Source organism: Sphingobacterium sp. UBA3519, assembly GCF_002377215.1.
In the GTDB taxonomy this organism is placed as follows: Bacteria; Bacteroidota; Bacteroidia; order Sphingobacteriales; family Sphingobacteriaceae; genus Sphingobacterium; species Sphingobacterium multivorum.
Genome location: NZ_DFPI01000027.1, coordinates 41,073 through 63,507, shown reverse-complemented (window position 1 = coordinate 63,507; position 22,435 = coordinate 41,073). Strand labels below are relative to the sequence as shown.

Genomic DNA, 22,435 nt, shown 5'->3' with positions numbered 1-22,435 from the left:
TTCTTATTTACCATTTACAACACTGCATCTGTCAAAGCGAGCAGCATTTTTAAATAAGCTAAAACGCGATTTTGAACATACTTATGCATAATAATCTTTATTAGTTAAATATTCAAATAGTTAATAAAAAATTAAAAAACCTAATTTTAAACATTTTTCCTAACAAGAAACATAAGCGGCGCAAAGTACCCGTACAGGTAAATACCTATAATTGAGAAAACTATAGCTCAAATTGGCTTCCCCATGAAGCCGAAGAGCAATAAATTCACTTTTTCTATGTCAGTTCTATCTGTTTATGATCAGATCTCAATAATTGTTTTTTTAAATAATAAGGCTTCTCTTCAGAATTTAGTTGACTGGATTTTTCCGCACAAATTGCATCATCCGCTTGGATAATCATGCAGTCAAATACTCTCGTGTTTTAATAATTGTAGATTGTAGTATGACAAATATAGACAACAAAATTTAATAATCTTTATCTTTTTTAATGTTTTTATCAAAATTTCACAATTACTTCGCAATTCCTTTAAGAATTGAGCTTATTTAGACCGTAATTTGCACGAGAAAATGCACTTATCTCCTCGAAATCAGGGGGAAAACCTTTAAAATTTACGGAGAATAAAAAAATTAAGAAATTGTCACAAAATTATGACCAGGAGAATCTGCCAAATTAAAAAAAACTTCTTCAACATGGAAACTTGGCTCAAAAGGGGGGAAGCCGGTCGTAGATTGGACTGCACTTTAATTACCTCCTCGATCAGTAGAGGTACAGAATTACCATAAGAGGCGGCTTACTTGAAATCAAAGTTGATATATCAACCGAAAAGTCCGAGGAACTACTTCGCAACCAAATAAAGGGCACTAAATATCAAATGATTTCTTTCTATTTTTAAAGTAATCCAGCGGATACGTATGATCATCATTTGCTGCATGTTCAATTCCATAGTCGGAATATACAAGCAATTCACTATCAGATTCCATTGCTTTGAAAGCAGTACCGTAGCCTGAAGGGATATGTAACACACGCAAATTGCTCGCAGATATAATCATATTATCGACAGGGAGATCTGGTGAGGCTGCTTCCCAATTGTCAATTTTCACCAAATCTACGGAGAATGATCCAGAGAGTACATAAAACCAGCGTTGTTCGATCTTATGAGCCCGCCAACCTCTTACCAACTCTGTATCTAGATTCTTAATTATGTAAAAACGCTTAACAAGACTCATGTCAAAATCATTGACAAATCTTATTTGCCCCCTATGGTCCGTGGCGACCCCTCCTTGTATTGTATTAATCATATTTTTTTTATTTGTCTAATGTTTGAAATACTGAATTTTGTGATCGGTATTCGGGCACAATTTGCTTTATCAATCTTACGAGTTCCATTTTATCTACACGAGGGTTTGCATTTTCTACATATTGACAAAGATATTCTACTTTACTTTTCTGGATATCTAGGTCAGCGGTATTTACTTTGGCAATCATAATCTTTTCGTGATAAGTCTTTTCAGTATTTTCCCCATTCGCCAAAAGTTCTTCAAATATTTTCTCCCCAGGCCGTAACCCTACCACCTTAATATCAATATCCTCTGGATAATTGTATCCTTTTAAGCGGATCATCTGCTTGGCGAGATTCATAATTTTAACCGGTTCGCCCATGTCAAATACAAATATCTCTCCTCCTTTACCCATAACAGCAGCTTCCTGAACCAGTTGGCAGGATTCGGGGATGGTCATAAAATACCGCGTGATATTGGGATCTGTAATGGTCAACGGACCTCCATGGAGCATCTGTCTTTCAAAAAGGGGGATAACTGAGCCATTTGAGCCCAAAACATTCCCAAACCTTGTGACGATAAAATTGGTTTTAGAATATTTATTAACTATTGAAACAGCTATCTCTGCAACACGTTTTGTGGCTCCCATGACATTCGTTGGGTTGACAGCTTTATCGGTGGAAACCATTACGAATTTAGAAACTTCATACTTATCTGCCAATTTGGCTAAGGCATACGATCCGCACACATTGGTCAATATGGATTCATACGGATTGGACTCCATGAGCGGTACATGCTTATAAGCTGCTGCATGAAAAACATAAGTAGGTAAAAATGTCTGAAAAACGGTTTCCATAAAAGGCTGATTCCGGATATCGCCAACAATAAAGGTAAAACGGTCGAAATTCACATTGGAACTAAGTTCCTGCTGAATTTCGTAAAGTGCAGATTCTGCCTGGTCTACAACAATAAGTTTCAACAGATCGGTATGAGCCAATTGCCGAACAAGTTCACTGCCTATAGAACCCGCACCACCAGTTACCAATACAATTTGGTCTTTCATTTCAGATGCAATCGTCGGATTATCGAGATCAATCGCTTTACGTCCAAGTAAGTCTTCGATTCGGAGACTTCGTATCTGCCTCGTGGCAACTTCTCCGGCAAGTAATTTAGCCGTGTCAGGAATTATCTTTACAATAAGTGGAATTGGTTCTGCCAACTTGAAAACATGCTCTAAACGTTGAGGATTATGGTCGTCAATCGCAATAATCAATTCATGTGCGTTTCCATGTTTCTGTACAAAAGCTTTATTAAGACAATTGATATCCTGAACTTTAAATCCTTGAATGCGTTTTCCAATACGGCTTGGCTTATCATCCAGAATGGCCACAATACGATATTTATTGCGCGAGGTCGTGTGAATAAAGTGAAATGTCGTATTTCCCATATTCCCTGCACCAAAGAGAATTACAGGTATACGGTTATCTTTCTGATTCCAAACGAATTCATGGTATATAGATCGATAAAGAACCCTAAGGAAAGTCATTCCAAATCCAGCGATCAAGGCATGAAAAAGAAGTTGGGTATCAGAAAACGGCAGGATATTTTGAAAAATGGTATTTTTAGGAACCATCCATTCTATTAGCTTGCTAAGTAGCTCAACAGAAATATAAGCCGAAACAAGCGCAATCACAAGTTGCTGAAGGTCACGTATTCCTGTTTTGTGCATGACACTTTTATATGTCCCGAAGATCAAAAACCAAACAAGGTAAACTGTGCATACGATGAGCAACTGACCAAATAAATTGTTTAGTTCAACTATTCCTCTATGTTTGAAAATAAGGATATAGCTCATACCGAAGCCTGCGCTCACAATGAGCATATCCACTAATAGGACCATCCACCGAGGCTTGTTCAATAACAGCCCCTCCCTCCAAAAGTTAATCATTCATGCATTTAAAAAGGTTAAAATAATGATTTTCAAGCTTCTCTCTACTTGAAGATATTTTTCCATCAAATTCAGAAAAATATACAATTAAAAACTATTTCACATAGTTTGCGATAATATATCTTTTCAACAACAAATAGACCAAACTTAAAACAAAAAGTAAGCCAAGAGAGAAATAAAGTTGAATAGCATAGCTCTTATTTGAAAATTCAATGACGGCAAGCCCAATTCCAAACTGAGTAACTCCATAGAGAAAAGAAATCAGTAACTTATTGATACCAGCTTCATTTCCCATATACTGATATAAATGAGAGCGATGAGCTTCAAAAATATTTTCTTTTAACGTTAATCGCCGTAGTATAGTCCAAACCGCATCAATGCCATATATGGACAAAAATAGGATGTAAATTAAATTGCCTGTTTTTAATATAAGAGCCCCTAGAGCAAATAATAAGATATAGGCTATCGCCACAGAACCAACATCGCCAGCAAAGCATTTCGCTTTTTTACGAAAATTAAAGAAGGTAAATACTAAAACCCCCAATAAAGTAAATACTAGCAATTCTTGGGGTATAAAATCAAGCTGCTTGTTTACAAGCATAAGGAGTCCGCCAACAGCTAAACTATAACAGGCCGTAATGCCATTGATACCATCCATGAAATTGTAAGCATTAATCACACCAACAACAATGATAAAAGTTATGATCAAAAAATACCATGGCATTGCAAATACATTCAGCTGATAGGCCATCAACAATACCGAAGAAAAGTGCACCAGCAAGCGTATCTTGTTAGACAAGGTAAATACATCATCTAAAAAAGACACAATGGTCATCATTGTGAGTCCTAAGAAAAACCATGGGAATTGAAAACCAGACCAGATAAAGTATGCCAGCGCTCCAAAATAAAAGACTATGCCACCACCACGAAGTGTTATTGTTGAATGAGAAGATCTCTCATTTGGTTTGTCTATGATATTAAATCGATCCGCCAATCGAAAATATAGCAATTCAAGAACAAATAGTAAAATAGTAACAGAAAAATACATCATAAAAAAATCTACCATACAAATATAGCACTTATGTAATATTTTTATTCAAAGATAATCTGTATATTTCAAATAAAAATTTGCTAAAATGGATATCGCAAAATTTGGATGGTCTGATTACCAAATTGTAATCAGTGATCAAAAAAACAAATATGAGTTGGAAGCAGCAGAACTATTGAAAACTTCTTTATTTAGAATTACTGGCGCTTTTATCCCCATTGTTAGCAATAATGAAAAATCGAAAAATCATGAATTGATTATTGGATCAAAAACAATCAGAAATTTCGAAAATGAGGTAGTAGCAAAAGACTCGTTTGTCATCTTTCGGGAAAATGAGAAAATCTTTATTGCCGGCAAATCCCGGGCGAATGTTTTAGGGGTAGCTTATTTTATTCAAAAATATTTAGGTGTAATTATGACTGTGGAGAATGACATATCGTATATTACACAAAATATACTTTTAATCAACAACATTAAAAACGAGTTACAAAAACCTGATTTTGAATACAGACTAGTCTACTCTAGTTTATCATTCTCAAGAGATTACAGCAACCATAACCTTGCAAGCCTATTTGGGAATGACTCACAAACAAACTATAAAACATTTGAAGACACAGGAAACCCATCACACAGTATATTACCGCTTTTGGGACACGACAAATATTTTAAAAGCAATTCTGAATTTTATGCACTTATCGCCGGAAAAAGAAAATATGGGGAAAATATTATGCCCTGTTTATCCAATAATAATGTCTTTGACATTATTGTGGCAAACTTAAGAAAAAGAATTGCAGATGAGCCGAACTTTAAAATTTGGGATGTCAGCCAACCAGATGGAATTCTAGATTCTTCAGGTTATTGCTCCTGTAATCTATGTAAGCCGAAACATGACAGAGGTAACGGCCTATCGGAAACCCTATTCCCTTTTGTAAATAAGATTGCCTTAAAATTTCCAGATAAGATTATACGTACGCTAGCTTATAATATTACCTCCAAGCCGCATACAGCAAAAACAATTATTTCATCTTCGCAAGAGATTCCAGGAGGAAGGTGTGTATCCAATGTTGAGGTGATGTACACATTGACGAATAACAACAAAATCAGAGCAGTTAGAACGGCAAACGATGAAAGTTCTATCTTATTAAGAAGGGAATTAGATCTTTGGACCAAATCAACGAAAAGGTTATTTATATGGGATTATGGTGTCAATTATTCGTATATATTGTTTCCTTTCCCTACCCTTCATGTCGCTAAAGATAATCTAGCATATTTCAAAAGCAAAGGCACAGCCTCAATGTTCATGGAATTAACGGCAGTTGAGTGGTGCTCCATGAAAGAGTTAAAAACGTTTGTTTATTCTTCATTATTCTGGGATCACAATCAGGATCTGGATAAATTAATCTCAAGGTTTTGCGCGGATTTTTATGGCGCTGGTGCGATGGAAATGAAACAATATATCGATTTACTACATGAAAATGCTATGAAAGCTGATGACCACAAATGGGAAGTAATGTCTTCGACAGGATCAATGATCGAACATGCGAATCCCCAATCCAATATGGAGAATTCGAAAGTTTTTAGTATAAAACACCTCGAAGCTTATTATAAATTAATCCACGCTGCATTATCAAAAACAAGAGGAACGAAATATTATTTTCGGATCAAGCGGGAACTATTATGTTTAAAATTTGTTGAAATTGAAACGGCAACAAAGTACGCTAACAAGAAAAACTCAGTTTATTCTGAGCAGTTTGTAGGCTACTTCAAGAGAAACAAAAAAAACATACTGGACATCCTTAACGAATTCCAGGCATTATGTAAGGAGCTTGAAATTGACGTCGTCAGTGAATGGGGAAGAACTGTTAACGACTATACTAGAGATGTAAAAGAAGGGCTGATCTGATCTCTTGAACAATCAGATCAGCTACCGAAATGATCTGATTGTTTTATATAATGCTTCCTTCGCAGTTGTTGGTAATTTTTTGATTCCTAAAGCTGACTTAGCCTTTATATTGGATAATAATAAAGTTCCCGTCAATTTCTTTAGCCTTTTTGTATTTAGCGGAATTGGTATCCTATCACCCAGACTCGCAACAAACCTAACCAGAGGGCGGGGTATCGATAAATTTAGGATTCTCTTACCGGTTATTTCTTTAATGATAGCGATAATATCCGAAGTGGAGACATACTCATCGTCAGCGATATGATAGATCCCAGATTCAATTGAATCACCCTTATCAACAATTTCATTTATAAAAAAAATAAAATTATCAATGCCTATAAATGACCTACTATTACGAAATGAAGACAAGGGATAGGGAATCCCTTTAGCTATCAGATTATATAGCAGTCCCAAACTTCCTTTATCTCCGATACCATGAACCATCGGCGGACGAACAATAATAATTTTCTTTCCCTCATTTCGCTCTTGTTCAAAGAGCCATTGTTCGGCAACTAATTTAGATTTCCCATACCAAGACGATGGCTTACAAGAGTCAGTCTCAACCAGGGGATGAGCGGACTCGTATTCTTCTACTGCAGCAATAGAGCTCACATGAATCAATAAACTTGCTTTTGAATTATTAAATGCTGTAAAAATTTGCTTTGTCAACTCAAAATTTACATAAAAATAATCTTCCTCTGTAGCGTCACCTTTATGATCATGAGCTTTCCCAACCAGATTAACGATAACCTCTGCACTTCCCAATCTTTCTTGCAAATCATCATTTCTTAATGAAACGCCAAAGGATCCCTCAATATTTTCCAACAGGTTCTGGCCAATAAAACCAGAGCTGCCAAGTATGGCAATATCTTTCATACTACGTTAATATATCATTCCAATAGTTTACATTTCTTATACCAAAGACTTCTTCCACCCACCCCTGCAATGACATGCTCTTTAATAACTCCGGGTCAATAGCTTTAAACTCACTTCTAAAAAAATCTAGTTGAAAATCAACATGATCTCGATCAATGATATAAATATTTTGCGGATCGAAAAATGGATATTTTTTTATATCGGGATTGGTTGTAATAAGCTTTCTGCCGCTACCAAGGGTTTCGAAAGTCCTCATAGTCAACCCATTTTGACCTGGATGATTAATATCCAATATCACTTTCGAAGATCTATAAATGTCAATAATTTGAGTATGCGAGAGACTTTGAAACGAAATCTTATTAAAGTCAAAATTCCTAAAGTTCTTATCTATCAACTTTTTAAGCTTAAATAAGGTTTTACTAGGCGAATAATAGAAAGTAAACATTTTAAGAAAATTATTCTGACACCAGGATCGTGCTGTCTCAGCAATTAAATAACGATCAGAATGCGCTGTACCAATAAAGGCCAGATCATACAAAATCGCATCTTTTTGTGTGTAGAGCGCACTGTAGTCTTCTGCGTAAAATAACGGTCTGAAACCAATATTATACTTTTTGGAGTCTTCACTGTCAAAAGTATATTTATAATCAAAGTTTGGCAATATTGCAAGTCCATTCGAATTATTTTTGAAAGAATCGTATGTATAAAATATAAGTTTTATATCAGGATTATTTTTTCTCAAAAAATCAATAAAAAACTGCGGCGTCGCTTCACCTTTAATCAGCAAAAAATAATGATATCGATTAGACTTTATTTTTTCGATTACTCCTTTAAAATAGGAATTGATCTTTTGGGCATAAACCTCCTTTTTTATACGAATAATGGCTTTGCTAAAAAAGGAATTTGATGGGCGTTCATCAAATAAATCAACAATGCCCCCCATTTCCTCAAGTTGTTTCTTAATCAGACATTCGTAATTAAAAAACTTTACCGAGACCAGCAATACTCTTTTATTGACAAGAACACACTCTGCCATAGCTTTTACTTATACAATCCCTTGACTTTCATTTCATCGATCGAACGCTGATACTGGTCTTCCTGGACCTGTTGCGTATTCACCCATGATGTAAACTGTTTGAGGCCTTGTTTAAAAGACACTTTTGGTTCAAATTCCAGCATGCTTTTAATCTTAATAAGATCGGCAAAATTATGTCGAATGTCTCCCAACCTGTAATTTCCTGAAACTGTTACTGGCACTTCAACACCATAGTTCTGTTTTAATTCATTCGCAACGGTAAGTACATCAGTAGGCACTCCTGTACCCACATTGAACACTTGATTATTCGCAGCTTCTTTTTCCAAACCCAATATTGTGGCATCGACAACATCATCAATAAACACAAAATCACGTGTTTCCTTGCCATCCTCAAATATATTAATTCCATTTCCGTTTTTTATTTGAGTAGAAAAAATAGAAAGAATACCAGTATATGGATTTTTTAGAGATTGGCCGGGGCCATAAACATTTTGATAGCGAAATGCCACTGCCGCAATACCAATAGTTGGGCAAACGGTGAGAACCATCTGCTCCTGATTTTGCTTGGAAATACCATATACCGAAGATGGGTGTATTTTTGAATTTTCGTCCGTTCCCACTAACGCCAATGCTGAAGAGCCAGGGTACTTCACTTCAAAGTCGCCTTTGTCCATGTCTTCGGTGGTACGTTGTGTCGGATATACATCTCCAAACTCTGGGCTTATATACTTTCCCTCCCCATATATAGACCGTGAGGATGCGACAACAACTTTTTTAATATTGTGATCTGAATTCACCAATAAATCAAGCATTATTGCAGTTCCACCAATATTAACGTCAATATATTTTTTCACTTCATACATTGACTGCCCGGTACCAGTTTCAGCAGCATAATGGACAATAGCATCTTGTCCCTCCAAAGCCAGCTTCCAGTCGTCTTGATTAGTAACAGAGCCATGAATAAATTTCACCTTATCTTTGATACTCAAATAAAGAGGTGAGGTTTCAGTCGGATTATTACCATGAATTTGCGGGGAAAGATTATCCAAAACTGTGATATTATAGCCTTTCTCAATCAGCTTCAATGCTAAATTGGAGCCAATAAAACCTGCTCCACCAGTAATTAATATGTTTTTCATTTTTATATTATTTTTTCCCATTGCTGAGTATCAAAGTTAAACCTCTTAACAATACGCGCAGGAACACCAACAATCACACAATAGTCAGGAAATACACCTCTTACTACGGAATTCGCTCCAACTACACATTGTCTTCCCAAAATAGTACCAGCTTGGATTGCGGCTCCAATTCCAATAAAACAATTTTCTCCAATTTGGGTATTTTTAATCAACATTTCCTGCTCTAATATATGTCGATCAATTTCGGTATAATTATGATCTATATTAGTAATAAATACATTTGCCAGTATTGTTGTAGATTCCCCAATAATAAGATTGCCTCCGGACGTAATGTGTACATTTTGCCCTATTGCTACATTATCCTCAATAGTCAAAGAAGAATCATCACCATGTACCTCAAGTCGTACATTTGGAAAAATCCTCACTCTTCTACCAATGGCTATTTTATTAACCCCATGCAGAAAAACCGGCTTTCCTATATATGACGGAAATTCAATTTTTTTAAAGAAAAATTTATATAAGATAGCTCTTACCGTCCAAAATAATTTACAGATCATTTATATTTTAATTTTCTTACAACATATTTTAATCTCGAAAACATTCTAAAGAAAAAATATTCAAAAATATTTATATATCGCAAGGTATACATTTCCTTAATATTTTTTTGGACACCTTGTTCCATCCCGGCAATATTACTTGATAATCCACTGAAACCAACTGAAGGTTTTCCACCTCCTGTTATTACTAATTTTTTATTAAGAATTACCATATTGGCGACTCTTGAAGCTTTCATCCAATAATTAGCATCCTCTGAATATTTCTGATTCTCATCAAATAGCCCAATACGCTCCAAAATGCTTCTTTTAAATACAGCTGTTGATGTTTGTCCAACAACCTTGATCATTAACTTCCTTAATGTAACAGATGCAAATTTATCATCAATTAGTATATACGGGAACCCTATCCTATCATTATTCCTTAAACAAGTCACAAAATCAATATCCGAACGCAAATACGGGAGTTGCCATTCTAATTTATTAGCAAGCCATTCATCATCTGAATCGAGTAGAGCTATTACCATTCCACTTGCATTTCTTAATCCAGTATTCCTAGCTTTAGATACTCCTCCATTTGGCTGGGAGATCAACTTTAAATCCACCTGAGGATATGCTTGCTTAAAAGCTATTACTTCATTCTCGGAATTGTCTTGAGACCCATCATTAACTACAATTATTTCTACATTTCCTTGATATGTTTGCTGTACAACAGATTGTAAAGCCCGCACTATTGTATCCTCCGAGTTATACATCGGAATGACTACTGAAACATCTATTGACATCGATTGAAAATATTACTTTATATCTATATTTTTAAACTTATCTTTTAAAGCAGATTCAATTGCTTCATTACTGTAATAATTAACGAAGATACCCCTAGAATAATCATTTAATGGAAAAATCCTACTCTTCTCTAGCCGTTGCAACGTTTTCAGAAAGTTATCCTTATTACATTCGATCATTGCACGATCGTCCCTCACATATCCCTCAAAAGCCTCCTTTGTACCAACAATAGTCTTGCCATACATCAAAGCCTCTGCCGTTTTAGTTTTCATTCCTCCACCTGAAAATATCGGTGCTATCACCAACGAAGCATTATAGTAATATGTAGACAAGTCTTCCATAAAACCATATATTTCTAGCCGCTCATGATGATATTTCTCTTTATAAGCGTCCATCCCCTTTCCAATTATAATTAATTTGCCTTCAACATTGGGTAATATATTTTCTATAAACCACTCTATCCCTTCCAAATTACCAAAAAATGCCGTTCCCACAAAAAGATAAATGGGCTGTTCCAATGCATGGGTCAATGCCCTAGATTGCTCAAATTGATCACGGTATCCAGCTGGTAATATTAAATCGTATCTTTTTTGATAAATAGATTCTAAAACATGGCCATCTCTTTCATTTAAAACAATGTTAATATCGGAATATCTTACAGCTCTACTTTCATTAAAAGAAGCCCATATATAGAAGGGATAATGCCTCAAACCTGAAGTTTTTAAAAATTCTTTAGCATAATGTTTTTCTATATTATGATAAAAACAAATAATAACAATATCCCTTTTGACCTTCCGCTTGATTGCCTTCGCAAGCCGCCCCACCAACGACTGGCTAATAAAAACAAACTGGATTGAAGTATCACTGGCCAATAGTTTTAATACCTGCCGTTCAATCGTTGAATCAAGTCCGCCTATATAGAACTTCAATTTATCACTGACTGAATTCCCCCTTTTTAATGGCGTAAGAATAAATTGGTCTCCAAAAATATTCTTCAAGATATCGATATTCCGCTTGTTTACTGAATCTGATCCACAATCAATTCTTGCAATATCTTCACCCACATAAAGCAACTTTGGCATATTTATACTATTATTTTGTTCAATTTATTTATATAACAATCCAAACCATAGCTATTTTTATAATAATCGTGAAGAAAAGTACTTCTATCTTTGTAAGTCTCAATCATAGTTTTTATTTGTTGCAAGATATTTTCAAAATCAATTATGTCCACTCCAGGATCATTATTATTCTTAAGTTCACCAACAGCTCCAACATTATTGCCTAATACCGGGATTCCTGCTGACAGTGCTTCTAATGTTACCATCTCAAACCCTTCATAATGGGAAGGGAAAAAGAATATATCTCCAGAATTATAAAAGGTATTAATATTTTCATGATTTAAACCGACACAAATCAAGGTTTTCTGTAAGCCGTCGAACAAGTCTGCATTATTTGAATTATTACAAGCTATTGAAAACTTAAAGTTTTCAGTTTTCTCCACCAACCTCGCCAATTCCAAAAGTTTTTGAAGCCCCTTTCCTTCGTCAAGTCTTCCACAATATAACACATTGATATAAGTATTCCCTTTTTTTTCGTTTAGAGGTAAAAAAGTGGTGTCATCTACTCCATTATGAACAACAAAATATTGCCTTTCTGCCTTTGTATAGTATTGCTTCACTTCGTCGATAGCATTCTGGGATACCGCAAGTATCTTGTCTGCATTTTTTACAGCGATACGCTCCAATTGAAAAAGAATGCGATGAGACCAGCTTATTCTAGTCTTAGTTTTTAAACAGTATCCTTTCAATGTACCATGAATAAAGAGATAGTCGTTTTTGAAAAAAGGAGCATTAAAGCCATGAGCAATTTTCACATCCCCTTTATTTCTATTATTCCTTATAAATAATGATGCAAAAAAAGTAAATGCTATGACGTGAAGCTTTCCAAAAACACCCATAAATATTTTTGCATATTTGGTTTTTTCAACCAAATTTTTGTCAACAACAATAACGTCGTAACCCTTGTCTGTCATTATCTTATTAAGATAAAAACAAACTTTCTCAACGCCCCCTGAGTTCGACAACCCATTGTAGGATACCAAAAAACATTTTTTTCCGTTTATCTTTTCCATAATGATTTTGAAATATTGTTTATTCCACCCACAATCAAAAAAAAGACAAATTGCAGCTCCACAATAAGCTTCGGTTTTCTGATCTGGTATTTATTCTGAATCTGCTTCCAATTCTTCGTTAAAAACCTATGGTTGTTTTTAATTGTCGATTTATACCAAGCTAATCTACCTGAAGCATGTGAGCCTCCGGAGGAAACATTTCGAGGTAAATTAATTTGTACAGCGTCAGAGTTGAACATAATTTTCGCATCCAAAAAAGAGCAACGTACAAAAAAGTCTGTTTCCTCTCTATAACCGTTACCTAAATATCTAGGATCAAACATGACACTTCTTGCTAATGATGTGTTTACCAAAGCCGAAGCTTGCACAAAAGGAACCTCCTGCGGATTTTCTACTGAATATATAAAATTTGCCTCCAATCGCTCTAAATCGCATAGTTTTTTACCCCTTGGTAGATTATTATCATATTTTTTGACCACATCACGGAATTCCAGATTTTCATCCTCTTGATCCATATACAAAGCTTTAGCACCACAGATATCAGCCCGATTCTTTAAACAAGTCTCATAAAGGATTGGTATACAATTATCATATAAAATACTATCATCATCCCCAAAATAAATCCATGGTGTATCAACCATATTGATCCCAACGTTTTTTGCAAAAGCCTGCTTGGAATTCTCACTCAGTCTAATATATTCTAATTCAGGAATATGCAATAACATTTCTTTAACTACAGCCTCGGTATCATCAGTAGAACAATCATCTACCAATATTACCTTACTTACACCTTCTTGTAAATATGTTGGAATGGTGCGTTTCAATAAATGTGCTCTGTTATATGAGGGAATAATTACTGTTATCATAAGCTATCTTATCATTTCTGCTGGGAAATCCGTATCAAAAATACCTATCACCGAATTCATATATTGATTGTCTTTAAAAATCCGATACTCAAAATTTCCGGAAAGTAACGCTTTAACGTTATAAAAGGAGAATAACAGGAATATCATCATCAAAAGAAAGCTATTTACCTTATTTTTTAGCAATATCGTTTGATTATTCTGGATTACGAAAAACATTATGACCAAAAGTATTCCTAAAAAATAAAAATGTCGAGTAGATATGGTCGAATTAAATAAAAAGAGAAAGGCATAAGAGAGCGACATTAAACTCAAAATATACAAATTTTTGTTCGTACTCTTTATCTGCCTTAAAATATAAACTAAAAAAATCTGCACCACCAAACAGATCAACAACATGGTTTTATCAATTCCTAATATCTCCTCTCCAAGAAGATATTCTTTCATTCTCAATGTCAGAGGAAGCACAGGCAACAATACCATTAAAATCATGCCAAAAAAAGGAGAGAGCGCAAGAATCATGCGATCCTTGTTTTTGAGCCATTTTAAAAGAAAAAAAACAAGAATATAAAAAAGAATACTCCAATGGCTCATCACTGAAAACAAGAAAAACTGCCATGAACTTTTTTTTATTGTCTTTCTAGAAACCGCAACAAAAAACAACGCCATTGCCAAATACTGACGCAATACATTTGTATAATTCGGGAAACTGATCAATAAAAAGAAACCTAGAAACCAGAACAACAAGGATAAATTTCCAAGCCCCATTTCTCTATTCTCTGCATTCATCGAATAAATTCTAAAATTTTGAGCAGCATAGAGAATGAGTCCCCCATTTAGAAATAATAAAATAAAACTGAGCATCCTTGGATCATCTGGGAAAATCTGTGCAATACAAAACTGCAAAATATGAAAGAAAGGATCCCCGGCATCAAGAATAAACAACCAAGATTCATTCAAAGTAGTATTGGCAAACAAGTTATAGTACATATAATATCGCACGATATCGTAATTGCCCTGTGTTGTCGTCGTAAACTGCGTGAATGCAACAACAGAAAACACAAAAACAACGAATAGGAAATACGATATGGGGACTCGTTTAAATAAAAGACTAGCGCAGATAAATAAAAGTATCCCTCCAAAAAAAGATCCAAATAAACTTGTTAGAAAAATAAATAGCAACAAAACGTTTGCAGCTTTCAAACTATTTTTTTTCAACATATCACGTGTTTTTTTGCATTATTGATAAAACTATATTTTTGACTCTAACTATTACTTTACGAAAATCACTGCTGATACTGGCAAATACAAATATACTGACTAAGAGATAAGCAATCGATAATAATAGTGCATTTTTGACCCATTGAAAATAGTTAACATTGTCAAAATAAGGTAGAAAGGAATATAACAAGCGGCTAAAACAAAAAGATAGCACAATGCAAAAAACATATATAAAGATCTTTTTCAAATAAATTGCAAAACTTTCTCTTATTCCAAATTTAAAAAGGAAATATGGCTTCCAACACATCATTAATAAAAATTGACTTATCAATATTCCAGCCAAAATCCCCGTAAGACCAAATTTAAAACCCAAAAATGTTGATAATCCAAGATTTAAGAACATTTCCAGTATTTGGGCCCAAACATCCTGAAACAGACCATAGGCATAAATAAATCCATCTGTCACCCGGACTACTAAAATGAACAAATAGGCAACTAATAAATATAAGTCTATCATTGGCAACACATATTTTTCCCCCACCCATAACGCTATAAAACCTTGTGTCTGAAATATCATGACAAAACAGATCACTGAAACTATCCAATATTTTAAAACCGCAAATTCTCCAAAAAAAGCTAAAATTTTACCTTTATTATTTTCAGCTACCAAATTTCCGATTCCAGCCTGTGCTCCCGAAAACATAGCATTGATAAACAACAAAATACCATTTACAATTAACATATAATTACCATAAATAGCAACTGTAGTCAAAGACAAAATACTAAAAATAATAATCGGCGTGGTCTGATTTAAAATGAACTGTGAAAGTTGATGGAAGATCAATTGCTTTGTCTTAGCGATAATATGTGGGTACTTTTCTCTCAAGGAACTCCCCTCTGCAACTTGGATCTTTAACCAAGGATAGGTCTTAAAGACAATCCTATGTAAAAAATAGGCTGTTAGAACAGAAAAAATTAATTCCAATGTCAGCCATAATATATAACCATTCTGAAAATAGTAAACCGCTATAATCTGTAGTATAATCTTGAGAATTCTTGCACCTTGGGTGATACTATTAACTTTGTATTCCCGCTGGTCAGCAACCAAAAGAATTTGCGTATAATTTACTAGATAACTGAAAATAACTCCTGCCAAAGAGATCAGAAAAGTTGCATAAATAATTCCCAACGAAATAGACGTATTACGGAATATAAAGGGAATAGCTAGGAGCAAAAACAATGCTACAACAAGAACAACTCGGGCTACTTTTCGATAAAGCCAGCCCTGTATGGACATGATATTGTTTATTTCATTTTCATTACGATCCAGCAACGGTTTATATAAGCTAAAAGAAACCGCTGCTGCAACCCCCAATTCCGCTAAATTTAAAAAACTTAAAATATTTGCTATTGTCGTATTTAGACCAAGTAATTCTGCCCCTAATTTATCTAAAAAAACCTTTCTGGAAAAAAACTGCAAGAAAAGATAAAGAAAATAAAACAAGATCGCATATCTTGCATTTTTCAGACTCTTAGATGTTCTAGAAGCTTCGCCTTTCATAAACTGCCTAGAATTATTTTTTAATTTTCAATAAATACTCTCCATACCCACTCTTGCGCAAAGGTTCCGCAATCTTCTGCAATTGCTGCTGATCAATATATCCCATGCGATAAGCCACCTCTTCAATCGCCCCAATTTTCATGCCTTGACGCTCCTCAATGACATGCACAAACTGCCCTGCCTGCATCAACGAATTGATTGTACCCGTATCCAGCCAAGCTGTCCCTCGATTAAAAACACCAACTTTTAACTTTCCTCTTTTTAAATACTCTGCATTGATATCTGTTATTTCCAACTCGCCGCGTAAAGAAGGTTTAATATTCTTCGCAATTTCCACAACGTCATTGTCATAGAAGTACAATCCTGGCACCGCATAATTGGATTTAGGCTCTTTCGGTTTTTCTTCTATAGAAACAACTTTATTATCCTGATCAAACTCAACCACACCATACCGTTCAGGATCAGAAACCTGATAAGCAAAAACAACGCCGCCGTCGGGATTTGATGAGTCTTGCAATAACTTAGACATCCCAGAAGCGTAAAAGATATTATCTCCCAAAATAAGAGCAACCTTGTCATCTCCAATAAACTCCTCGCCCAGTATAAAGGCTTGTGCCAAACCATCCGGACTGGGCTGCTCTTTATACGAAAACTTACAGCCTATTTGCGATCCATCACCCAACAATTTTTGAAAATTCGGCAAATCCTGTGGCGTGGAAATAATTAAAATTTCGTTGATCCCTGCCAACATTAATGTCGACAATGGATAATAGATCATGGGTTTGTCGTACACGGGAATCAACTGTTTAGACACGGCTAAAGTCAATGGATGTAAACGTGTACCGGATCCTCCGGCTAATATAATTCCTTTCATAATGTACTGTCGATTATAATTTTTGCAACATTATTTTCAAACTGTCTTTCCAAGAAGGAACAGAAATGCTGAACGTATTTTTAATTTTTGATTTATCCAATAAGGAATAATGAGGTCTTCGCGCAGGTGTAGGATATTGCGTCGTAGGAATGGGATTGATCTGACAGTTCAATCCTTTTAGATCCCGAATTGCAACAGCAAAGTCGTACCATGAAATCTCTCCTTCATTGCTAAAATGATAGACACCACCTTCCCATACACCTGAATTGATAATAGAGCAAATAGCCTCAGCTAAATCTTTTGCATAAGTAGGCGACCCAATCTGATCATTGATAACCGAAATCTCTTCGCGCTCGCCCATCAAACGGATCATGGTTTTCACAAAATTATTGCCATAGGTCGAATATACCCAAGATGTGCGAATAATAATACCTTCCGGAAGCCATTTTTGAATAGCTTGCTCTCCCTTTAGCTTGGTGAGCCCATAAACATTAACTGGATCAACGGGCGCATCTTCAGCCAGTGCGATAGCTGAGTTCCCATCAAAAACATAGTCTGTCGAAATAGCAATCAATTTTGAGCCATGAATACGACAATATTGTGCGATCTCCTCACTAGCGAGATGATTAATCCGATCGGCCAACTCAGGCTCTGATTCAGCCTTATCGACAGCTGTATAGGCTGCGGCATGAATAATAATATCGGGTTGATATTGTGCCAAGATATCCTGTATAATAAGCGTTTGCTCTAAAGGCAGTTGCTTACGATCCAAGAAAAAACAGTCTCTACTCGTCTGTCCAGCTAGAAGATCTCGCAGTTCTGATCCAAGCTGACCATTGGCCCCTGTAACAACGATTCTCATAGACTAAAAACCTCTTTAAAAGTGGGGGCTGACTGGTCTTTCTCCGACAGGACCATCTCTTCAACAGGAATCTGCCAATCTACAGCCAAATCTTCGTCCAAAGGATTTACGCCGCATTCCGACTCTTTATGATAAAAATTGTCACATTTATAAAAGAACGTCGCCGTCTCGCTTAACACCACAAAACCATGTAAAAATCCACGTGGAACAAATAGCTGTAAGTTATTGTCCGCCGATAAGTTAACAGCTACATATTGCCCAAAAGTATCCGAATTTGGCCTTACATCCACCGCAACATCAATCACTTCTCCTTGCAGCACGCGTACCAATTTCGCCTGAGCATGTTCACCTGCCTGTGCATGCAGACCTCTCAAAACACCTCGTGTTGAATAGGACTGATTATCCTGCACAAAATGGGTATTTGTACCCGTCAGCTCATTGAAAGTTTTCGCATTAAAACTTTCCATAAAATACCCTCTTGAATCACCATATTTGGCCGGTTCCAAAATAAAACAGCCTTTTAATTTTGTTTCTGTAACTTTCATCGGATAGATTAATTATATTGATTTGCGTAATAATTTTGGTAGTCGCCTGAAGTAACGCGGTCTAGCCATTCCTGATTATTTAAAAACCAATCGATGGTGATGGAAAGCCCCTGCTCAAAGGTTACAGATGGCTGATAACCCAATTCCTGATTAATCTTGCTGGCATCAATGGCATAGCGTAAATCGTGGCCTGGTCGATCTTTCACAAAAGTAATAAGCTCCGCAGCAGTACCAGCCGGACGCCCCAATTTTTCATCGACTTGCTTACATAATTCCTTCACCAAATCTATATTTTGCCATTCATTGAATCCGCCAACGTTATAGGAGCCGCCGTTTTGACCATTATGGTAAACCAGATCGATCGCTTTGGCATGATCAATAACAAACAGCCAATCCCGTGTATATTTCCCATCACCATAAATAGGCAATGGCTTATTATTTAATATATTGTGGATACACAGGGGAATTAACTTTTCCGGGAAATGATTTGGTCCATAGTTATTCGAGCAATTGGTCAGCACAATTGGAAGGCCATAGGTATCGTGATAGGCACGTACGAAATGGTCGGAAGATGCCTTTGACGCAGAATAAGGCGAATGTGGATCGTACTTAGTCTCTTCAGTAAACAATCCTGTCGCTCCTAATGCGCCAAAAACCTCATCGGTAGAAACATGATGAAAACGCTTCCCTTGATAATTTTCCTTCCAGATCTCTTTCGCAGCGTTTAGCAGGTTGACTGTACCAATGACATTGGTCATCACAAAGGCTGTGGGGTCTGTAATGGATCGGTCTACATGGGATTCGGCAGCCAAATGAATAACACCATCCGGCTGGTGCTGACGAAAAATATCAAAAATCAAACTGGCATCGGTAATATCCGCCTTTATAAATTGATAATTGGGTTTATTTTCAATGTCCTTTAGATTTTCTAAATTACCCGCATACGTCAAAGCATCCAGATTGATAATATGATATTCGGGGTATTTATTAACAAACTCACGTACCACATGGGAACCTATAAATCCGGCTCCGCCGGTAATGATAATTGTTTTATTCATATAGCTTAAAATCTATTAATTTATTAAATCGGTATTCAAATAAAGTTTAATCTTTTGTTCGCTGAAAGCTTCGTTAAAATAGATACATACTTTTTTACCCAAATGTTCCCCAATCTTGTCCGCTAACAGCAATAAGTATGCCTCATTTATATCATCCCCTAAAATAAGGACCTCGATTGTTCCGGTGTCCAAGCCCTTAGCATAATCGCCCAATAGACTAACCTCCTGAATATGACCCGCTTGGTCAAGCACTTGCTCCACCAGCTGGTCGATACCCAAAAACGTATGGATCAAATTTTGGATAGGCCTAAATAACGAATGCTTCGTATTGGCACTATATACGATCTTATTCTTTTCAGTTTTACGTTCGAGGTAACCAGCTTCTGAAAGTTGATTCAATTCCTTACGAATGGCATTGGTAGATTCCTGAAACTCCTCTGCCAAGCCTCGCAGATGTGCCCTGTTTGTTGCTGATACAAAAAATTTGATCAGCAATTTCAGCCGTGTCTTTGAAGTAATCAGAGTTTCTAGCATTGGATAGCTTATTGAGCAACAAAAGTACTCATACGGATTTAAATTATCAAATCCGTATAGTGAATTAGTTTTAACTTTATATTATTTTATCTTAAAAAATCGACGATCAATACTGTTGGAAAAATGTTGTTTTATATCTTCAGTAAGATGAAAGTGTAGACGTAAGGCTTAGGAATACAATGCACCTTTGGTATTAATCGATCAATTTTGACTGATGTCGCTCTAATGTATTGTAAATCTTTTTAACGTCCTGTGATTTTTCCTTTTGCAAAACCAAAATAGCATCTTTGGTATAGACTAGGATTGCATTTTTCAGACCTACAAATGCAGTATAGGTATCGGTACCTATGACCATGTTACCATTTTCATCGACAGGGTGCCCGGTTGATTTGAGATAATCATACATGGACTCGAAAGAGCCGAGATCAGACCAATCAAAAGCAGTAGCAACAACACGAATTTTTTTTGAACGTTCCATAACGGCATAGTCTACTGATATAGATGGAACCTCTTTGGACAGATCAACATCGAGTTCCCCATCGCGGCGATGCTGCCAGGCAGCAAGCGCGGTCGCGTAAACTTTGGGCTCAAAGGTCTGCAGTTCAGAAAGAAAAGTATCTGCGCGAAAACAAAACATCCCAGAGTTCCACAGGAAATTGCCACGTTCGATAAAATCTTCGGCAGTATCCTGATTGGGCTTTTCGCGAAAGGAAAGAACATGATCATCTTTATATTCGATATAGCCATAGCCTGTCTCGGGACGGGTGGGCTTGATACCGAAGGTCACGATATAGCCTTTATTTGCTTTTTCGATTCCTTCACTGATTGCATCCTGATATGCCTCATCACCAACTATAACATGATCCGAAGGTGTTACGATCAAAATATCATCGGGCTGAGCAGCAAAGGCAGCAAAAGCAATAGCAGCAGCCGTATTGCGGGGCGTAGCTTCGATAATATCGAGATAAGCGATACCTTGGGTTTCCATCACCTCTCTGCTCAGCAAGTGATTGTCCCGGTTGCCGACCACAATAACCTGTCCGCAAAGGGGCTGATTGCGCTTAACGGTCATCTCGAATAACGAACCTTCTTTAAACAGTGAAAGATATTGCTTAGGGTAGCTTTTTCGCGAAAGGGGCCATAAACGGCTCCCTACGCCGCCCGTCAGGACGACATGTATAACTTTATTCATCTTATTTCTTTGTGGTTTCTTTTTCATAGACGACTCTGCGCAGCTGGGCACTTGAAAATCGGTGTGTACGCTTATTGTAATAGATATCTATGCCTTCCTCAACGCAGTATTTCTTGCCTGTAAAATCAGCATCGCGATATTCTTCGCCGATAATACGAAGATTGATAGGTAAGGCTTTGATCATATCGATCAAATCTTGCTCTGTCTCATAAGGAATAATCTCGTCAACATATCGGCAGCCTTCCAGTTGAATATAGCGTTCTACGATAGTCTGTGTGGGCTTTGCTTTTTCGGGAGAAACTTCTGAAGGATCGGTATTCAATCCGACAATTAAATAATCGCAGTGACGCTTGGCTTCTTCCAGCATCATAATATGACCGGCATGCAGCAAATCAAATACGCCAAATGTAATGCCTATTTTCATTTGAAAGGATTTATCAGTTTAATAATCAGCAGTCTTCTGTAAGAAAATACCGCTATGTCTATTTGTAATTGTCAATTCGAATTATTGCTCCGACTTTTCGGCAACAATTCGGCGTAAACCTGAACTTGAGAACCGATGGTCACGGCTATTAAAATAGAGATCTATGCCTTGTTCTTCACAGTACTGACGTCCGGTAAATTCGCGCTCGCGATATTCATCGCCTACGATGCGCACATCGATCTTAAAAGACCGCAATACATCTTCTAAGTCCTGCTCCGTCGCATAGGGAACAATCTGATCGACATACTTGCACCCTTTAAGCTGTATATACCGCTCAACAACAGTCTGTACAGGTTTGTTTTTCTCGGGACGATCCAGGGTCGGATCGGTCTGCAGACCGCAGATCAGATAATCGCACTGCCGCTTGGCATCCTCGAGCATCTTGATGTGACCGGCGTGCAACAGGTCAAAAGCACTAAATGTAATGCCGACCCGTGCTTCTTTTAATGGTGTTTTTATCATATGATGATTAATAAAGTGTATTAGTTGCAAACAAAGTG

At 36.4% G+C, this 22,435-nt stretch carries 22 protein-coding genes; 1 reads left to right on the top strand and 21 read right to left on the bottom strand.

What is annotated here, in order from left to right:
- Positions 1–861: 861 nt before the first annotated feature.
- The 3 genes from B3297_RS19005 to B3297_RS18995 all read right to left on the bottom strand — a co-directional run bounded on the left by B3297_RS19005 (position 862) and on the right by B3297_RS18995 (position 4,292).
- Entirely contained in the window at positions 862–1,299 is a 438-nt protein-coding gene (locus B3297_RS19005) for a WxcM-like domain-containing protein (protein ID WP_286779280.1), read from the bottom strand.
- Positions 1,300–1,306: 7 nt separating this feature from the next.
- Positions 1,307–3,226 carry a polysaccharide biosynthesis protein gene (locus B3297_RS19000; protein ID WP_286779279.1) on the bottom strand — a complete coding sequence of 640 codons (1,920 nt, stop codon included), beginning with the start codon at positions 3,224–3,226 and terminating at the stop codon, positions 1,307–1,309.
- 94 nt (positions 3,227–3,320) lie between these two features.
- The gene (locus B3297_RS18995; RefSeq protein ID WP_286779278.1) at positions 3,321–4,292 is read right to left on the bottom strand and encodes an MraY family glycosyltransferase; all 972 of its coding nucleotides are present in this window, start codon (positions 4,290–4,292) and stop codon (positions 3,321–3,323) included.
- A 70-nt stretch (positions 4,293–4,362) separates the two neighbouring features.
- Here B3297_RS18995 and B3297_RS18990 point away from each other — a divergent pair, with 70 nt between their 5' ends.
- On the top strand, positions 4,363–6,177 hold the full coding sequence (locus B3297_RS18990; RefSeq protein ID WP_286779277.1) for a DUF4838 domain-containing protein: 1,815 nt from the start codon (positions 4,363–4,365) through the stop codon (positions 6,175–6,177).
- Positions 6,178–6,198: 21 nt separating this feature from the next.
- Here the strand turns inward: B3297_RS18990 and B3297_RS18985 are convergent, their stop codons facing one another.
- The 18 genes from B3297_RS18985 to B3297_RS18900 all read right to left on the bottom strand — a co-directional run bounded on the left by B3297_RS18985 (position 6,199) and on the right by B3297_RS18900 (position 22,427).
- Positions 6,199–7,092 carry an NAD-dependent epimerase/dehydratase family protein gene (locus B3297_RS18985; RefSeq protein ID WP_286779276.1) on the bottom strand — a complete coding sequence of 298 codons (894 nt, stop codon included), beginning with the start codon at positions 7,090–7,092 and terminating at the stop codon, positions 6,199–6,201.
- Between the two features lies 1 nt (position 7,093).
- Positions 7,094–8,035: a hypothetical protein gene (locus B3297_RS18980; protein WP_286779275.1), complete on the bottom strand. Its 942-nt coding sequence runs from the start codon at positions 8,033–8,035 to the stop codon at positions 7,094–7,096.
- Between the two features lie 98 nt (positions 8,036–8,133).
- Positions 8,134–9,267 (bottom strand): NAD-dependent epimerase/dehydratase family protein, encoded by a 1,134-nt coding sequence (locus tag B3297_RS18975; RefSeq protein ID WP_112375455.1) that lies wholly within the window; start codon positions 9,265–9,267, stop codon positions 8,134–8,136.
- Between the two features lie 2 nt (positions 9,268–9,269).
- Complete coding sequence (locus tag B3297_RS18970) at positions 9,270–9,824, bottom strand: acyltransferase (RefSeq protein WP_286779274.1); 555 nt, start codon at positions 9,822–9,824, stop codon at positions 9,270–9,272.
- Positions 9,821–10,606: a glycosyltransferase family 2 protein gene (locus tag B3297_RS18965; RefSeq protein ID WP_286779273.1), complete on the bottom strand. Its 786-nt coding sequence runs from the start codon at positions 10,604–10,606 to the stop codon at positions 9,821–9,823. Before B3297_RS18965 ends, B3297_RS18970 begins: the two co-directional genes overlap by 4 nt.
- A gap of 12 nt (positions 10,607–10,618) precedes the next feature.
- Positions 10,619–11,689, bottom strand: coding sequence for a glycosyltransferase (locus tag B3297_RS18960; protein WP_286779272.1), 1,071 nt, complete (start codon positions 11,687–11,689; stop codon positions 10,619–10,621).
- A 2-nt stretch (positions 11,690–11,691) separates the two neighbouring features.
- Positions 11,692–12,741: a glycosyltransferase family 4 protein gene (locus B3297_RS18955; RefSeq protein WP_286779271.1), complete on the bottom strand. Its 1,050-nt coding sequence runs from the start codon at positions 12,739–12,741 to the stop codon at positions 11,692–11,694.
- On the bottom strand, positions 12,729–13,607 hold the full coding sequence (locus B3297_RS18950; RefSeq protein WP_286779270.1) for a glycosyltransferase family 2 protein: 879 nt from the start codon (positions 13,605–13,607) through the stop codon (positions 12,729–12,731). Before B3297_RS18950 ends, B3297_RS18955 begins: the two co-directional genes overlap by 13 nt.
- 3 nt (positions 13,608–13,610) lie before the next feature.
- Positions 13,611–14,825 carry an EpsG family protein gene (locus tag B3297_RS18945; RefSeq protein WP_286779269.1) on the bottom strand — a complete coding sequence of 405 codons (1,215 nt, stop codon included), beginning with the start codon at positions 14,823–14,825 and terminating at the stop codon, positions 13,611–13,613.
- A gap of 1 nt (position 14,826) precedes the next feature.
- The gene (locus B3297_RS18940; protein WP_286779268.1) at positions 14,827–16,386 is read right to left on the bottom strand and encodes a lipopolysaccharide biosynthesis protein; all 1,560 of its coding nucleotides are present in this window, start codon (positions 16,384–16,386) and stop codon (positions 14,827–14,829) included.
- Positions 16,387–16,399: 13 nt separating this feature from the next.
- The gene (gene rfbA / locus B3297_RS18935; protein WP_286779267.1) at positions 16,400–17,260 is read right to left on the bottom strand and encodes a glucose-1-phosphate thymidylyltransferase RfbA; all 861 of its coding nucleotides are present in this window, start codon (positions 17,258–17,260) and stop codon (positions 16,400–16,402) included.
- A 13-nt stretch (positions 17,261–17,273) separates the two neighbouring features.
- Positions 17,274–18,122 carry a dTDP-4-dehydrorhamnose reductase gene (gene rfbD, locus B3297_RS18930; protein WP_286779266.1) on the bottom strand — a complete coding sequence of 283 codons (849 nt, stop codon included), beginning with the start codon at positions 18,120–18,122 and terminating at the stop codon, positions 17,274–17,276.
- Positions 18,119–18,667, bottom strand: coding sequence for a dTDP-4-dehydrorhamnose 3,5-epimerase (gene rfbC, locus B3297_RS18925; protein WP_286779265.1), 549 nt, complete (start codon positions 18,665–18,667; stop codon positions 18,119–18,121). The genes rfbD and rfbC overlap by 4 nt, the downstream gene beginning before the upstream one ends.
- Before the next feature lie 8 nt (positions 18,668–18,675).
- Positions 18,676–19,725, bottom strand: a complete 1,050-nt coding sequence (rfbB, locus tag B3297_RS18920) for a dTDP-glucose 4,6-dehydratase (protein ID WP_286779264.1) — start codon at positions 19,723–19,725, stop codon at positions 18,676–18,678.
- Positions 19,726–19,740: 15 nt separating this feature from the next.
- On the bottom strand, positions 19,741–20,259 hold the full coding sequence (locus B3297_RS18915; protein ID WP_286779263.1) for a winged helix-turn-helix domain-containing protein: 519 nt from the start codon (positions 20,257–20,259) through the stop codon (positions 19,741–19,743).
- A gap of 193 nt (positions 20,260–20,452) precedes the next feature.
- Positions 20,453–21,451 carry a mannose-1-phosphate guanylyltransferase gene (locus B3297_RS18910; protein ID WP_286767957.1) on the bottom strand — a complete coding sequence of 333 codons (999 nt, stop codon included), beginning with the start codon at positions 21,449–21,451 and terminating at the stop codon, positions 20,453–20,455.
- 1 nt (position 21,452) lies between these two features.
- On the bottom strand, positions 21,453–21,875 hold the full coding sequence (locus B3297_RS18905) for an adenylyltransferase/cytidyltransferase family protein (protein ID WP_115045925.1): 423 nt from the start codon (positions 21,873–21,875) through the stop codon (positions 21,453–21,455).
- A gap of 81 nt (positions 21,876–21,956) precedes the next feature.
- A complete protein-coding gene (locus B3297_RS18900; RefSeq protein ID WP_286767956.1) occupies positions 21,957–22,427 on the bottom strand; it encodes an adenylyltransferase/cytidyltransferase family protein in 471 nt (156 codons plus the stop codon).
- Positions 22,428–22,435: the final 8 nt, after the last annotated feature.